Annotated in this window: 14 protein-coding genes; 7 read left to right on the top strand and 7 right to left on the bottom strand. The window is 71.9% G+C overall.

Going from position 1 to position 15274, the window contains the following annotated elements; all coding sequences use genetic code 11:
- Nucleotides 1-59: 59 nt before the first annotated feature.
- From mptB to ACFYST_RS21210, 3 genes are all read left to right on the top strand, one after another.
- On the top strand, nucleotides 60-1463 hold the full coding sequence (gene mptB / locus ACFYST_RS21220; protein ID WP_387864467.1) for a polyprenol phosphomannose-dependent alpha 1,6 mannosyltransferase MptB: 1404 nt from the start codon (nucleotides 60-62) through the stop codon (nucleotides 1461-1463).
- Between the two features lie 44 nt (nucleotides 1464-1507).
- Nucleotides 1508-2707: a glycosyltransferase 87 family protein gene (locus tag ACFYST_RS21215; protein WP_387864465.1), complete on the top strand. Its 1200-nt coding sequence runs from the start codon at nucleotides 1508-1510 to the stop codon at nucleotides 2705-2707.
- Between the two features lie 81 nt (nucleotides 2708-2788).
- Nucleotides 2789-3916: a DUF4037 domain-containing protein gene (locus tag ACFYST_RS21210; protein ID WP_387864794.1), complete on the top strand. Its 1128-nt coding sequence runs from the start codon at nucleotides 2789-2791 to the stop codon at nucleotides 3914-3916.
- A 119-nt stretch (nucleotides 3917-4035) separates the two neighbouring features.
- Here the strand turns inward: ACFYST_RS21210 and ACFYST_RS21205 are convergent, their stop codons facing one another.
- The 5 genes from ACFYST_RS21205 to ACFYST_RS21185 all read right to left on the bottom strand — a co-directional run bounded on the left by ACFYST_RS21205 (nucleotide 4036) and on the right by ACFYST_RS21185 (nucleotide 9868).
- The gene (locus tag ACFYST_RS21205; protein ID WP_387864462.1) at nucleotides 4036-4872 is read right to left on the bottom strand and encodes a class I SAM-dependent methyltransferase; all 837 of its coding nucleotides are present in this window, start codon (nucleotides 4870-4872) and stop codon (nucleotides 4036-4038) included.
- Between the two features lie 112 nt (nucleotides 4873-4984).
- Complete coding sequence (locus tag ACFYST_RS21200; RefSeq protein WP_387864459.1) at nucleotides 4985-6085, bottom strand: glycerate kinase; 1101 nt, start codon at nucleotides 6083-6085, stop codon at nucleotides 4985-4987.
- Nucleotides 6086-6285: 200 nt separating this feature from the next.
- Nucleotides 6286-7146 carry a sugar phosphate isomerase/epimerase family protein gene (locus ACFYST_RS21195; RefSeq protein WP_387864456.1) on the bottom strand — a complete coding sequence of 287 codons (861 nt, stop codon included), beginning with the start codon at nucleotides 7144-7146 and terminating at the stop codon, nucleotides 6286-6288.
- Entirely contained in the window at nucleotides 7143-8291 is a 1149-nt protein-coding gene (locus tag ACFYST_RS21190) for a dihydrodipicolinate synthase family protein (protein ID WP_387864454.1), read from the bottom strand. The genes ACFYST_RS21195 and ACFYST_RS21190 overlap by 4 nt, the downstream gene beginning before the upstream one ends.
- 425 nt (nucleotides 8292-8716) lie before the next feature.
- Nucleotides 8717-9868, bottom strand: coding sequence for a Gfo/Idh/MocA family protein (locus ACFYST_RS21185; RefSeq protein WP_387864453.1), 1152 nt, complete (start codon nucleotides 9866-9868; stop codon nucleotides 8717-8719).
- A 385-nt stretch (nucleotides 9869-10253) separates the two neighbouring features.
- Here ACFYST_RS21185 and ACFYST_RS21180 point away from each other — a divergent pair, with 385 nt between their 5' ends.
- Nucleotides 10254-11288 (top strand): LacI family DNA-binding transcriptional regulator, encoded by a 1035-nt coding sequence (locus tag ACFYST_RS21180; RefSeq protein ID WP_387633659.1) that lies wholly within the window; start codon nucleotides 10254-10256, stop codon nucleotides 11286-11288.
- Between the two features lie 132 nt (nucleotides 11289-11420).
- Nucleotides 11421-11651, top strand: a complete 231-nt coding sequence (locus tag ACFYST_RS21175; RefSeq protein ID WP_387864450.1) for a hypothetical protein — start codon at nucleotides 11421-11423, stop codon at nucleotides 11649-11651.
- A gap of 71 nt (nucleotides 11652-11722) precedes the next feature.
- Here the strand turns inward: ACFYST_RS21175 and ACFYST_RS21170 are convergent, their stop codons facing one another.
- Nucleotides 11723-12145, bottom strand: a complete 423-nt coding sequence (locus tag ACFYST_RS21170) for a MarR family winged helix-turn-helix transcriptional regulator (protein WP_387633655.1) — start codon at nucleotides 12143-12145, stop codon at nucleotides 11723-11725.
- A 124-nt stretch (nucleotides 12146-12269) separates the two neighbouring features.
- Between ACFYST_RS21170 and ACFYST_RS21165 the strand changes: the two genes are divergently transcribed.
- The gene (locus ACFYST_RS21165; RefSeq protein ID WP_387864447.1) at nucleotides 12270-13118 is read left to right on the top strand and encodes an NAD(P)H-binding protein; all 849 of its coding nucleotides are present in this window, start codon (nucleotides 12270-12272) and stop codon (nucleotides 13116-13118) included.
- A gap of 58 nt (nucleotides 13119-13176) precedes the next feature.
- Here the strand turns inward: ACFYST_RS21165 and ACFYST_RS21160 are convergent, their stop codons facing one another.
- The gene (locus tag ACFYST_RS21160; RefSeq protein WP_387864446.1) at nucleotides 13177-13752 is read right to left on the bottom strand and encodes a MarR family winged helix-turn-helix transcriptional regulator; all 576 of its coding nucleotides are present in this window, start codon (nucleotides 13750-13752) and stop codon (nucleotides 13177-13179) included.
- Between the two features lie 403 nt (nucleotides 13753-14155).
- Here ACFYST_RS21160 and ACFYST_RS21155 point away from each other — a divergent pair, with 403 nt between their 5' ends.
- Nucleotides 14156-15205, top strand: coding sequence for an MFS transporter (locus ACFYST_RS21155; protein ID WP_387864443.1), 1050 nt, complete (start codon nucleotides 14156-14158; stop codon nucleotides 15203-15205).
- Nucleotides 15206-15274 lie beyond the last annotated feature (69 nt).

The following is a 15274-nucleotide window of genomic DNA, read 5'->3' as shown; positions in this document are numbered from 1 at the left end:
CATCCGCCGGACGCGGGCCGGTCGTCCGGTCGCCACACCGTTCTGTCAGCCTTCCCGGCATGCCGAACACGGGCGTGAACGCCTACCCGAGCCGGTGCCGGTGGCTCGGGCTCCTGGGTTCGCTCGCTCTGGCCGTCGGGGCCCTCAGCGCAGGCGCTCGGTCCGCCGCTGACACCGGCCCTGCGCTGCGTGCTTCTGGCGGTGCGGGTACCGTGCTGGTCTTCGCGGGGCTCGCCGTTCTTGTCGCCGCCTGGATGTTGATGGGGCGACCCGTCGACGGTCAACCGCCGCCCGATGAGCGCTGGTTGAAGGTAACGCTGACCTGGTGGGTCGCCCCGCTGCTGCTCGTGCCTCCGCTGTTCAGCCGTGATGTCTACAGTTACCTTGCCCAAGGTGCCATGCTCGCCCACGGTTTGGACGTCTACACGCACGGGCCGGCCGACCTTGGCGGGCCAACAGCCGTACAGATACCGCAGGTTTGGCAGCACACTCCCGCTCCCTACGGTCCTGCCTTCCTCCTGGTGGCCCGGGCCGTCGCTCCGCTCGCCGAACACCCGTGGGTCGGAACGGTGGTGCTGCGGCTGGCTGCTGTTCTCGCCGTTGCCGCGATTGCCGCCCTGCTGCCCGCGCTCGCCCGCGCGCTCGGCGTCGATCCGGCCGCCGCGTTGCGTCTGGGGGTGCTCAATCCGCTGGTGTTGGTCCACCTGATCGCCGGTGCGCACAACGATGCGCCGGCGCTCGCCCTGCTGCTCGGCGGTCTGCTTGCCGCCACTCGGCGGCGTGCTGTGCTCGCCGCCGCCCTGGTCGCCCTGGCTGCCCTGGTGAAGGCCCCGGCCGCGCTCGCTCTGCCCGTGGTGTGCCTGGTCGCTGCTGCGGATCGTACTCGGCGGGACCAACTGTGGACGAGCGCACGGGCTTTGGGGGCGGCCGCCGGCACGGTGCTTGCCTTCACCGCCGTTGCGGGCACCGGTTACGGATGGATCTCAGCCCTCACCACCCCGGCCACCAGCTCCAGTTGGTCGCTCACCAGCAGTCTGGGCCGACTGGCCGCCGATATCGCAGGCACCGCTCCGGAGGGTGCGGTCGCTGTCGCCCGGTTGCTCGGGATTGTCCTCGCGGCAGCTGCTATTGCCGTGTTGGGGTGGAGAGTTGTCGGGCGGGGGAGCGAGCCGGTGGCTGCCCTGGCGTTCGCGTTTGCCGTCCTGGTTGCCCTCGGGCCGGCCTTTCGGCCGTGGTACGCGTTGTGGGCAGTGCTTCCCGCGGCCTTCGCCGTTCGTGTACCGGGTGTCCGGAGGGTCGTCGAACTTGCCTGCGTGGTCCTGGTGTTCGTGGTGATGCCGGACGGGTTCAGCCCGGACGGTGCGGAACTGGTGCTCGCGGTCGGCGGATTGGGGATCGGGGTCGGAGTTGTGGCGGCTGCGGAGCGCGGGATCTCGTTCCGTGAACGGCAGTTGGCGTGCTGACGCGGGGAACGACCGTCGCCAGGGTCGTGGTCCTGGGGGTCGCCGTGGTCGTTACCGCCCTGGTCCTGGCGGTCATTCCTGGGCATCGCGGCTGGTTCGACATCGGGGTGTACTACGGCACGGTGCGGCACTGGTTCGAGACCAGGCAGCTCTATGACTACGTCCGCCCCGGTACGGCCTACGGGTTCACCTACCCGCCGTTCGCCGCGGTCTGCATGCTGCCGATGCGCCTGTTCGGCTGGCATCCGGCGATCGCGGTCGGTGTCGTTCTGTCCGCCGTCGCGACCGCCCTTCTGCTGTACTGGCTGGTCGATCCGATCGCGCGGCGGCGCGGCTGGTGCCGGTGGTACGCGTTCGGGCTGGCGGCCTGTCTGTGCGGTCTCAGCAACCCGGTGCGCGACACTTTCAGTTTCGGTCAGGTCAACCTGCTGCTGGTCGCCCTGGTCTTCGCGGATCGGCAACTTGCCGACAACCGTTGGAAGTTCATGAGCGGGGTTGGCATCGGACTGGCCGCCGCGATCAAGCTCACCCCCGCACTGTTCATCGTCCACCTGCTGATCACCCGCCGGTGGCGCGCCGCCGGGACCGCCGCCGTGACCGCGCTGGGCGCCACCGGGCTGGGGTTTCTGATCGGTCCCGAGGTCTCCCGGCAGTTCTGGACCGCCACGCTCTGGGACACCGACCGGGTCGGCGGCTTCGCCAATATGTCCAACCAGTCGTTGCAGGGCCTCATCGCCCGCCTCGGACCTCAACTTCCGGGCCGGGCACTGTGGGTGGCCGCCTCGCTCGCCGTCCTCGCCATCTGGGCGCACCGCCTGCACCGGGCCACCCGGGCCGGTGACACCCTCGCCGCCTACAGCCTGACCGGCCTCGCCTGCTGCCTGGTCAGCCCGATCACCTGGGTGCACCACCTGGTGTGGGTGCTGCCCGCGCTGGTGGTCCTCGCCGAGGTTGCGCTGCGCGAACGCCGCCGCGGCCTGCTCACCGTCAGCTGGCTGCTCCAACTGGTCATCTCCAGCGGCATGGTGTGGCTCTGGCACCCCGACGGGCGCACCCCCGGCACACTGTTCGGCGGCAGCGCTTACGTCTTGCTGACCTTCACGCTCCTGGTCGCCATGCCGATTCGCGACCGCCCCGACGAGCCGTTCAAGGGGCTTGCGGCCGAGACGCACGTCGCCGATCCGGTCACCGCTTCCGAACCTCGCCCGGGGCGGCCCGACAAACGCCCCGCCGCCGTCGGCTGAACCGCTCGGTCGCGTTGATGTCCTGCCGACAGGGGCGATATGCGATGGACCACGGCGCTGCTCGCTGCCAAGGTGGGCGGCATGATCACGCCGGAGCCGCCGTTCGTGCCGGGACTCGAACTTGCCGCAGCACTGTACGAGGACGCAGTCCGACCCCTGCTGGAAAGCGCTTACCCGCGGCTGCGTTACGCCGCTGCGCGAATCGGACCGGGCTCCGAAGTGCTCGGCTTCGACACCGCCCGCTCCGCCGACCACGACTGGGGGCCGCGCCTTCAGCTCTTCCTCACCCCCGAGGACGCCGAGCGGCACGGCCCGGCCATCACCGCACTGCTCGCCGAACGCCTGCCCCCGCAGATCCGCGGCTGGTCCACCCACTTCCGTGCCACCGGCGACCCGCGCAACCCCGTCAGCCACCTCGAACCCGCCACCGCCGGCGCCGTGGACCACCGCGTCACGGTCCACCACCTGCCCGGCTGGCTCACCACCCAGCTCGGCCCCCGGGCCGCCGCCTGGGCCGACACCGATCCCACCACCACCGACTGGCTCGCGCTCCCGCAGCAGAAGCTCGCCGAACTCACCGCCGGCATCGTCCTGCGCGACGACCACGGCACCGTCACCGCAGTCCGCCGACGCTTCCGGTGGTACCCCGACCAGCTGTGGCGATACCTGATGGCCTGCCAGTGGCAGCGCATCGCGCAGGAGGAAGCGTTCGTCGGCCGCTGCGCCGAGACCGGCGACGAACTCGGCGCCGCCGTTGTCGCCGCCCGTCTGGTCCGCGACCTGATGCGGCTCACCCTGCTGCAGCATCGTTCCTTCGCGCCGTACAGCAAGTGGTTGGGGCAGGCGTTCGCGCGCCTGCCCGCCGACCCCGTCCTCGGGCCGGCTCTGCGCGCCGTCCTCGCCGCCACCGATCACGGCACCCGCGAGGGTCATCTGTGCGACGCGTACGAGTCCGCCGCCCGCGCCCACAACGCGCTGGCGCTCACCGAACCGCTGGACCCGACGCGGCGCCCGTATCACAGCCGCCCGTACCTGGTCCTGCACGCCGACCGCTTCGCCCGCGCCCTCCAACGCACCGTCACCGAACCGGAGTTGCGCGACCTCCCGCTGACCGGCGCCGTCGATCAGTGGGCCGACAGTACCGACCTGCTCGCCCACCCGGCGGCCGTTCATGCGGCTGTTGATGCCCTGGCCGGAGAGGTGCGCTGACCGTTCGGGCGACGGCCTCCGTCCGAGTGACCGCAGCGTCGGGACGGCCCGGCGGATTCGGTGGGCCGTTCGGGTTTCTTCCGGCGCTGGAGTCAGGTTCGCCGCCCGGCGGTGGGGCTTCAGGACGGGCGGGAGGCGCGCAGTGAGTAGACCAGCGGGAGGCGGGGGCCGGGCGGCAGGAAGAAGTGGCCGTGCGCGTGTTCGTGCAGGAACTCCAGGTGCAGGCCGGCCGCTGCCAGGGCGCTGACCACGTCGCCGATTCCGTGCCGCCACTGCACCGTGCGGGTCGCGGTCATCGTCGCGTCCCGGTCGGCGTAGCTGCCGGGCTCGTCCACGACGGCCGGCGCGCGGTCGAAGTAGTCCTCCACCACAGTGCGGCCGTCCTCCGCGACGAGTTCGGCGACCGGGTGGAACTCCGACAGGTACACGAAGCCGCCCGGGCTGGTCAGTGCCGCCACCGTGCGTGCCCAACGTGCAAGGTCCGGAAGCCAGTTCAGCGCTCCCATGCCCGTGTACACGATGTCGAAGGTTTCGCCGCCGAGGGCCTCCACCGCCCCGTACACATCGGAGGTGACGAAGCGCGCCGAGTCCGTCCCGATCCGCTTCGCGAGCTGCGCGGCCTCCACGAGCGCCGGCTCGGAGAAGTCCAGCCCCGTCACCAGCGCGCCGCGACGCGCCCACGAAAGGGTGTCCAGGCCGATGTGGCACTGCAGGTGCAGCAAGCGCTTTCCAGTGACGTCCCCGAGCTCCGCGAGCTCGAAGTCTCGCAGCACTTCAGCGCCGGCCACGAACGCCGGGACGTCGTAGAACGCACCGCCGACATGGACCGGCACCCGCTCGTCCCAGTTCGCGCGGTTGGCCGTTGCCCAGTCCGTCCAGTCCGCGGCGGGCGTGGTCGGGACGGGCGTGGCAGGGGTGGCCGGTGCGGACTGTGGGTCGTCATGGAAAGTAGACATGACGACTTATCATTCCGGGCCGCCGACAGCAGGTCAACGGAATATCGGGCAGGTGGGAGGAGGGTTCACCCGGCCGGTCGGCGGGGCGGAACGGGTGGTCGGGGACGGCGGATCAGGACTGCGAGGCTGTCCACCGGTCCGCGAGCGTCGCCCCGGCGCGGTGCAGCCAGTGGGCCGGCTCGGCCCGGGCGGCGGATGCGGAACCGGCCAGCGAGGAGAGGGTGAGCACCTCGGCGGCAGTCGACTCGCCCGCCACCACGTTGGACGGAACGCCCGCCGCCTCGGCCAGGCGCACCACCTCGCCGACGGCCTTGCCCTGAAGACTTGTCGCGTCGTACCGGCCCTCGCCGGTGATCAGTAGATCTGCTGACGCCAACATGTCGGGCAGCCCGAGGAGTTGGGCAACCGCTGGTGCGCCCGGTTCGACCACCGCGCCCCAGCCTGCAAGCAGCCCGTAGCCCGTGCCGCCTGCCGCACCTGCACCGGGATACGATGGGTCGCCGCCCATCAGCTCCGCCAGCCTCGTCAACCTGAGCTCCAGCAGCGGGAGTTCGTCCTCGCCGGCGCCCTTCTGCGGCCCGTACACCGCCGCCGCGCCGCGTTCGCCGAGCAGCGGATTGGTCACATCCGTGAGCAGCACCACCCCGCCGGGCGGAGCGAAGCGGATCCGTGAACGGTCGAAGGTGGCGGCAACCTCGAGTGCTGCATCGAGATTTGACGTAGCGTCAGCAAGCTCTCCGCCTTCGTCGTCCAGCAGGCGGGCGCCGAGAGCGGACAGCAATCCGAAGCCGCCGTCGGTGGACGCCGAACCGCCGAGGCCGATCAGCAGCCGGGTCGCACCGGCGTCCAGAGCGGCGGCAATCGTCTCGCCGGTGCCCCGCGTGGTCGCGGTCAGTGGGCGCAACTCGTCTCCCAGCAACGGGAGTCCACTGGCCACCGCCAGCTCGACCACGGCCGTGCCGTTCGGCAGCAGTGCGAACTGCCCGCACACCGGCCGACCGTCCGGGCCGGTCACGTCCGGGACGTCGATCAGCCGCGCGCCGGGGCTGGCGGAGACGATGGCCGCGAGCGTCCCCTCCCCGCCGTCGGCCATTGGCGCGCACCGCACTTCGTCCGTCGGCCGGACCGAACGCCAACCTGCGGCCAGTGCCTCGGCGGCATCCGCCGCGTCGATCGTCCCCTTGAACGAATCCGGCGCCACGACGATTCGCATCCGCCCACCTCCGCCTCTCTCGATCACGATCTCGACCCACTCGCCCGTTTCCGACCCACTCGCCCGTTTCCGGCCCCCGCGCCCGGTTTCCAGCCCCGGCGCGGCACCACTCAACCGGACCGGGCCGCGCGCCCACCACTGCGACACGACAGGGGCGGCGGACCGGCCGGTGACCCCCGGCCCGCTCGCGCCTGCCTTGGTCAGCGGCGCACGATGTGCGTGCGGTGGCGCTCCTTCACGGTGGCGAGGGTCTGTTCGCCCGGAGTGTGCCAGACCGCCTCGTTGAACAACTCGACCTCGATCCAGCCGTCGTAGCCGGCGGCGGCCACCCGGTCGGTCAGCCAGCCGAAGTCGATGTGCCCGTCGCCGACGTGCCCGCGGCCCAGCAACGCGTCCGCGGGCAGCGGCAGCGTCCAGTCGCACACCTGGTAGGAGGCGATCCGGCCACCGGCGCCGGCCCGTGCGATCTGCTGCTCCAACTCCGGGTCCCACCAGACGTGGTAGCTGTCCACCACGACACCGACCTGCTCGGCCGGATGGGCCTCAGCCAGGTCGAGCGCCTGGCCCAGGGTGGAGACCACCGCCCGGTCCGCGCAGAACATCGGGTGCAGCGGCTCGATCGCCAGCCGGACTCCGAAGTCACCGGCGTGCGGCGCGAGTTCGGCGATCATGTCGGCCACCTGGCGGCGGGCTCCGATCAGGTCCCGGCTGCCGGCCGGGAGGCCGCCCACCACCAACACCAGGGTGTCGGTGCCGAGTTCGGCCGCCTCCTCGATTGCCGCCAGGTTGTCCGCGAACGCCGCCCGACGCGCCGCCTCGTCGCCGGCCGTCAGGAACCCGCCCCGGCACAGGCTGCTCACCGCGACACCCGCGTCCCGGCACAGCCGCGCCGCCCGGGCCAGACCCGCCTCGGCGACCTTGTCCCGCCACAGACCGATTGCCGGAACTCCGGCGTCCACGCAGCCCCTTACCGCCTCCGCCAGACTCCAGCCCTTGGTGGTGATCTGGTTCAGCGACAGCCGCTCGCACCCCTCGGCCACCTTCAGCCCCGCCGAGCTCATGCCCGCACCCCCGCCAGCGCCAGGAACTGCCGCATCCGACCGGCCGCCAACTCCGGATCGCCCAACACCCTGGCCACGTCCGCCAGTCGGAACAGCTCCACCAGGTGGCTCACCGAACGGCCGCTCTGCGCACCGGCCACCATGGTGAAGTGGTCCTGGTGCCCGCACAGCCACGCCAGGAACACGATGCCGGTCTTGTAGTGGAATGTCGGCGCCGCGAACAGGTGCCGCGCCAGCGGCACCGTCGGGCCGAACAGCGCGTCGTAGCGCGCCAGATCATCGGCGTCGAGCGCCTGCAGAGCAGCCGCCGCGACCTCCGCGATCGGGTCGAACACGCCCAGCAGCGCGTCACTGTGCCCGACCTCGTCACCCCGCACCAGCTCCGGGTAGTTGAAGTCGTCGCCCGTGTACATCCGCACCCCGGACGGCAGTTCACGTCGCAGCGCGATCTCCCGGCCCGCGTCCAGCAGCGACACCTTGATGCCGTCGATCCGTCCCGGGTGGCTGCGGATCAGTTCGAGCACCGTCTGCGCGGCCGCATCCAGATCCGCCGAGCCCCAGTAGCCGGCCAGCGCCGGATCGAACATCTCGCCCAACCAGTGCAGAATCACCGGCCGTTCGGCCTGCTCGACCAGCTTCCCGTACACCGACAGGTAGTCCTCCGGACCGCGCGCCGACGCCGCCAGCGCCCGGCTCGCCATCAGGATCGGCTGCGCACCCGCCGCCTCGACCACCGCCAGCTGCTCCTCGTACGCCGCCGACACCTCGGCCAACGAGACGTCGACGGACGTCAGTTGGTCGGTGCCCGCGCCGCATGCCAGCCGACCGCCGACGGACTTCGCCTCCGCACCCGATCGGGCGATCAGCTCCTGGGTCGCGGCCCAGTCCAGGCCCATCCCGCGCTGTGCGGTGTCCATCGCATCGGCGACGCCGAGGCCCAGCTCCCAGAGCCGGTGCCGGAACTTGAGTGTTCCCTCCCAGTCCACGGCGGCCGGCGCGCCGGGCGCGTTCCCGCCCAGCGGATCGGCCACCACGTGGGCGGCCGCGAACGCCACCCGGGACGAGGCCGGCCCCGACGGGGCGGCGAGCGCCACGGGCTCGCGCAACTGGTACCGGCCGATGCCGGGCAGATCGAGATGAGTCATGGTGTCAGGCCTTGAGGTCGGGCGATCGCGGGGATCGAGGGAGGGGTGGGGTGGGGTGGGCGGAGAGGGGGGTGTCGGTGGGTGGGGGCGGAGAACGGCCGGCCGGGTGGAGGAGATCATCTACGCGGAGATGATCCCTGCATAGATCAACTCGACCGCGTGACAGAAAATGACCGCTTGCGGCGCGCGGGCGCCAGGCGCCGGCCCGGGAGGCGCGAGGGAGAGGCGAGGGAGGGGCGGGGGAGGGGCGGGGGGAGTTGGGCGGGGCGGCGAGGGCGGACCGGACCGTGCAGCCCCGGCCGGCCGCATGGCCCCGCCTCCGCCGCCCGCCGCCCGCCGCCCGGTACCGGGGGCTCGTTCCCGGCGCGCCCAGCGCCCAGCGCCCGCCACGGGGCGCAAGGCGCGAGGCGCAGGGTGTCAGTGCGTCAGAGGCTGAGCTCCGGCACGTCCAGTCGCCGGCCCTCGCGGGCCGAGCGCAGGCCCAGTTCGGCCAGCTGCACGCCCTTGGCGCCCTCGAGGAGGTCCCACTGGTACGGCGCGCCGGTCACGACGTGCTTGAGGAACAGTTCCCACTGGATCTTGAAGCCGTTGTCGAACTCGGCGTTGTCCGGCACCTGCTGCCACTGCTCGCGGAACTGCTCGGTGGCCGGCAGGTCCGGGTTCCACACCGGCTTCGGGGTCGAACCGCGGTGCTGGATCCGGCAGTTGCGGAGCCCGGCGACCGCGCTGCCCTCGGTGCCGTCGACCTGGAACTCCACCAGTTCGTCCCGGTCCACCCGGACTGCCCACGAGGAGTTGACCTGGGCGACGATCCCGCCCTCCAGCTCGAAGACGCCGTACGCCGCGTCGTCGGCCGTCGCCGGGTACGGGCGGCCCTGCTCGTCGACCCGCTGCGGGATGTGCGTCGCGGCGTGCGCGTACACCGAGCGGACCGGGGCGATGATGCCGTCCAGCACGTAGCGCCAGTGCGGGAACATGTCGAGGATCATGCCGCCGCCGTCCTCGGCGCGGTAGTTCCAGGAGGGACGCTGGGCGTCCTGCCAGTCGCCCTCGAACACCCAGTAGCCAAACTCGCCGCGCACCGACAGGATGCGGCCGAAGAAGCCGCCGTCCACCAGGCGCTTGAGCTTCAGCAGGCCCGGCAGGAACAGCTTGTCCTGGACCGCGCCGTTGCAGACGCCGGCGGCCCGGGCCAGCCGCGCCAGTTCCAGCGCCGCATCCAGCGACTCGGCGGTCGGCTTCTCGGTGTAGATGTGCTTTCCGGCCGCGATCGCCGCCTTGATCGCGGACTCGCGGGCCTGGGTGACCTGCGCGTCGAAGTAGATCTCCGCCAGCGGGTGGGCCAGTGCTTCGTCCAGCGAGGTGGTCCAGTGCGACAGGCCGTGTCGCTTCGCCAGTTCCTCCAGCTTGGCGGCGCTGCGCCCGACCAGGATCGGCTCCGGCCACAGCACCTGGCCGTCGCCCAGCGGCAGGCCGCCCTGTTCGCGGATGGCCAGGATCGAGCGCACCAGGTGCTGGCGGTAACCCATCCGGCCGGTGACGCCGTTCATGACGATGCCGATGACCCTGCGGGACATGGGTGGGGTCCTTTCCGTGGGCGGAGGTGGTGGAGGCTCCGGCGATCGGACGGCGGGAGGGTCGGAAAGCGCTTACCGCGATGGCCACGGGGAGGCCCCGAGCGGTCGCGGGAAAGCGCTTTCCAACTCCCTGCGGTCGCTTGGCAGGTCGCCTGGTCGAGAGTCGGAGCGGGGTGGATGCAGAAGCTTTGTGCGGGCTACTGGAAAGCGCTTTCCACGCCAGCCGTCGAAGGCCCTTGGAAAGCGCTTTCCATGCGCCGAGGCTAAGCGGCCCGCCCGCCCCGGTCAAGGCGTTGTGGTCGGCTCGGTCACCCGAGCGGGGCTGGGCGGTAACCTGTCCCTCGATCATCGGCGAGCAGGGCGCGGGGAAAGCGGGGAGTATCGGGTGGCTGTCACTCTCGGGGATGTGGCGCGGCACGCTGGTGTCTCGCTGGCCACCGCCTCCCGGGCCCTGAACGGCTCGGCGCGGTCGGTGACGGAGGAGTTGTCGGCGAAGGTCCGGGCGAGTGCCGAGGCGCTCGGCTACCTCCCCAACGCGCCGGCGCAGGCACTGGCCAGGTCGTCCGGCGCGACGATCGGGGTGCTGCTGCACGACGTGGCCGACCCGTACTTCGGCGGGATCGCCCGCGGGGTCGGCGACGCCGCCGCCCGGGCGGGCCTGCTGTCGCTGGTGACCAGCACGGACGGCGACCCCCGGCGCGAGCTGGAGGCGATCCGGATGCTGCACGCGCACCGGGTCCGGGCGATCATTCTGGCCGGGTCGGCGTACAACGACACCGCGGTGATCCAGCAGCTGGATGAGGCGCTGGCGGCGTACCAGGAGCAGGGCGGCCGGGTGGCGGCGATCACCGACCACGGTCCGCTGTACGACACCGTCGAGGTGGACAACAAGGCGGGCGCCGCCGCGCTCACCCGCGCACTGGCCCAACTCGGCCACCGCCGCTTCGCGGTGATCACCGGTCCCGAGCGGATGCGGGTCGCCGAGGACCGCCTCGACGGCGTCCTGGACGCGCTGCACGAGCTCGGGCTGGAGGCGGGCGAAGGGATGGTCCGGCGCGCGGAGTTCACCCGGGAGGGCGGTCGGGCCGCGATGGCGCGGATCCTGGACGTCGCCCAGGAGAGTGGAACTCCGCTGCCCACCGCCGTGATTGCCCTCTCCGACATCTGCGCCGCGGGCGTCCTTGCCGAACTGCGCGACCGCGGCATCTCCGTCCCCGGCGACGTTTCCGTGGCCGGCTTCGACGACATCCCGCTGGCGACCGACCTGGCTCCGGCCCTGAGCACCGTCCGTCTGCCGCTCGCCACGATGGGCGAGTTCGCGGTCCGTCTGGCCCTTCGCGAGGGTCGCGAGACCGACACCAGCACGGCCTCCGCGGAGGTGGTGCTGCGGGACAGCACGGCCGCGCCGAGGGCCGACTGACAGTGGATCGGGTGGCCGGCTGACGTCCGGGTCCACGTCCGGAGGTCCGTTGAGCGATGAGGCCGGAAGGATCGGCGGCGGCGGCGGAGGTCAAGGCGCTTTCGCGGTAACGGAATTGGCGTTGCCGCCGGGTTGGGCGCGCGCGAGGCCGGGAGTGACGCATTCGTCGACAACCACGCGTCCAACAAGGTGTCCCGGGCGCTGGGTTACGAACCGAACGGCACCACGTGGGACGCCCGCCGCGGCGAGGCCGCGCCGATCCAGCGCTGGCGGCTGACGCGCGAGATGTGGGAGCGAACCCGCCGCGAGGACATCGAACTGGTCGGCGTGAAGGAGTGCCTCCCGGCGCTGGGGCTCGGCTGACAGTCTCCGAGCGATCCTGATGAATTCGCCTGTGAGGCTGGATGGTTGGGGCGGTTGGGGGCGGCGGGCGGTCAGGCGAGGAGGTCGGCCGCTGCCCGGTGGATCTTGGTGAGGGCGCTCAGCAGATGTTCGCGTTCGGCGGGGGTGAGGTCGGCCATGACCTGTTCCTCCATGGCGCGGCGTTCGGCCTCGATCGGTTCCTGAAGGGCGCGGCCCGCGTCCGTGAGCCGGAGGCGGACCAGGCGGTTGTCGTGGTCGTCGCGGTGGCGGGTGAGGAGTCCGGCGGTGGCCATCCGGGTGGCCATCTTGACCACGGTGGGCGTGGTGACGTTGAGCGCGGCGGCGATCTCGCCAGGGGTGCGGCCGTCGCGTTCCCACAGGGCGGCGAGCAGGTGGTTCTGTCCGAGGTGGAGGCCGTGGCGTCGCATGGCGCCGTCGGCGAGGGCCCGGAGCGCCTTCGAGGTCTTGCCGTGCAGGTCCAGGAACTCGGGCATCGCGGCCTCCGGTGGGGTGTCGGTACGCACAACAGGGCGATGCGACAGGTCAATTGACGGCTAATCAGTTCCCGGCTAACGTTCTCGCCGGATCGCTAGACGGCTAACGTCTCCAGGGGGATTGATGATACTGATCACAGGCGCGACCGGAAACATCGGACGGGAACTGGTCCACGCCCTCGACGCGGCGGGCGCCGAGCTGCGCCTGCTGGTCCGCGACCCGGACCGGGCCGCCGCGCTGCCCGCGCGCGCCGAGCGTTTCGTCGGGGACCTGGGCGAACCGTCCACGCTGGCAGGCGCGTTGAGAGGTGTTGAGGGGGTGTTCCTGCTCACACCGGGCATCGGTACCGCGCACACCGCGTACGCCGTTGCCGCTGCCGAGGCGGCGGGGGTGCGTCGCCTGGTGCACCTCTCGTCCGCAAACGTGCTGGGTGATCCGATGCCCGCCATGGGCCGCTGGCACCACGAGCGGGAGGAGATCGTGCGCGGCAGTGGCATACCGGCGACGATCCTGCGGCCCGGCGGATTCATGACCAACGCCCTGGAGTGGGTGGAGACGATCCGCGCGGAGGGTTACGTGCTGGACCCGGTCGGCCCGGGCCGCTTCGCGCCGGTCGATCCCGCTGACATCGCCGCCGTCGCCGCCCTGGTCCTCACCGAGGACGGCCACGACGGCGCGGAGTACGTGCTGACCGGTGGTGAGTGCCTGACGGTGGCCGAGCAGGTCCGGATTCTTGCCGGGGTGACCGGACGCCGGATCGAGGTCCGGGCGGCGAAGACGCCCGCCGAGGCGGTCCGGGCCCGCTTCCCCGGCGGGGTGCCGCAGGCGCTGGCCGATGCCATCGTCGAGGGGTTCACGCTGATGCGCGCCGACACCGTCGGGCTGCGAACCGACACGGTGGAGCGGCTGCTGGGGCGTGGGCCGGGGAGGTTCGCGGCCTGGTGTGCGCGCAACGCGGACGCGTTCCGCTGAGCGGCTCCGGTCGGCGTCGAAGTGCCGCGGCGCCGACCGGAGTTGGTTGACGACGGAGTCAGGAATGCCCGGCGGCGAGGTACTGCTCCAGGTGCTGCTGGTTGACGACCAGGCGCAGGCACAGGTGCCGGAACTGGGCGAGTTCCTCGGGGGTGAAGCCGCGGAAGACGGCGGACATGGCGCGCTGGGTGGGCAGGCGGAAGGCGTCGAGCCAGTCGCGGCCGGCGGGGGTGATGGTGACGCGGACGGAGCGCCGGTCCTCGGGGTGCTGGACGCGGCGGGCGAGGGTTTCGCGTTCCAGGGTGTCGACCAGGCCGGTGACGTTGCGGGAGCTGACGCCTGCCGCGCGGGCGAGTTCGCCGATGGTGAGGCCGTCCGGGTCGGCGTTGCCGAGCCGGGTGAGCAGGTCGAGGGCCCCGGAGCTGAGGCCGCGGCCGCCGGCGCCGTGGGCGCGCAGGCGGTCGATGGACTGGGAGGCGGAGCGGACGGCGGCGGCGGCCTCCAGTGCGAGGGTGTCGTCGTCCAGGGCGAACGCGCGCATCGAGCTGCGTACGCCGGGGTCGTAGAGGTGGCCGTCGGAGTCCTCGGTGAGGGCGGGCTCGGGGGCGGGTGAGTTATGTACGTCCTTCAACATGAAGCAGTACCTTAATTGCTGTCACCAGTTCGGTCCAGGCCCGGTCGGGCCTGATGTCCGTTCAATCCGGCGGCAGCGAGCGCGCGTTGCCCGCTCGACCGTTCGGCGCAGCGACGCGCCGCCGACGGCGCAGTTGGGCGCGCGGGGTGGTGGAGGCGCTCGTTAGCGTCCGAGGGCAGGAGGGTGTCAGGGGCTGGATGCCGGACGCCCGATCGACCATCGGATCGAGTCGAGCGCTAGGAGAGTGCGCGTGGCCGCGACACCGCCGCCCCCCGAGGGACCGGTCGGGGGAACGGGGGGCAGTTCGGCCGGGGGGACAGGGGGCGCGGGGGGAGCCGGCGGTGCAGGCCGTACCGGGGGCGAGCCGCCGCCGTACCGAGGGGGCTCCGCGCGGGCGGACGACGTGCGGCCGGTCGGGCTCGAGCCGGCCGGCCGGGCGTCGATGGTGGCGGGGGCGGCGAGCGTGCTGCTGATCGCGGCGATCCTGCTGGGCAGCCGGGAGTTGCGGGACTTCGACTCGGCGCTGGTGCCGTACGCGGTGGCGTCGGTGTTCCTGACCTTCGGCGTGGTGTACCGGTACATGATGTGGATCTCCGCCCCGGCCGCCCGCCGGCTGTTCCGGGAGGGTTGGAGCGTCGCCCTGTCCTGGGAGAACCTGAAGCGCTCGCCGACCGCGCTGCCGAAGATGGCGGCCACCTACCTGGGCTTCCAGAAGTTCCTCGGCGCCCGCTCGCACGCCCGTTGGGTGGCGCACCAACTCATGTTCTGGGGCTGCCTGTTGGCGGCGTTCATCACCTTCCCGCTGACCTGGGGCTGGTTCACCTTCACCTCCTCCAGCGCGGCCGGACCGGGCTACGAGATGCGGCTGTGGGGGGTGAAGCTGTTCGGCTTCGACTCGGGCAGCTTCTTCGGCTGGGTGCTGTACCACGGGCTGGACCTGGCGGCGGTGATGGTGATCAGCGGTGTCGGCTACTTCCTGTGGCGGCGGGTGCGGGACCGGGCGGCGACCACCGGCCAGCGGTTCGGCTACGACTTCGTCCCGCTGCTGGCGCTGCTCACCATCTCGGTGACCGGCCTGTTGCTGACCTTCTCCGAGATGTTCCTGCACGGCGGCGGCTACGAGTTCCTGGCGATCCTGCACATGGCATCGGTGGTGCTCACCCTGGTGTACCTGCCGTTCGGGAAGTTCTTCCACATCGTGCAGCGGCCCGCCGCGGTCGGCATGCAGCTGTTCAAGTACACGGCGCGGCGCAAGGGTTCGGACGCCGAGGAGCTGCGGGCGTGCCGCCGCTGCGGGCAGCCGATCGACACCGTCGCCGCCGTCGACAACCTGCGCGCCACGATGCGCGACCTGCGGCTCGGCTTCGACGAGTGGGCCGAGTACTGCCCGCGCTGCAAGCGGGTGCTGCGCGGCACCGCCTACCTGTCGACCGTCAAGCGAGGCTTCAAATGACCGCCGGCATCGAGCGAGGCTTCGAGTGAGCGCCGGCATCGAGCGAGGCTTCGAGTGAGCGCCGGCATC

This window comes from Kitasatospora sp. NPDC004614 (genome assembly GCF_042873675.1).
Lineage (GTDB): Bacteria > Actinomycetota > Actinomycetes > Streptomycetales > Streptomycetaceae > Kitasatospora.
This window is presented reverse-complemented; position numbering and strand designations above follow the sequence as displayed.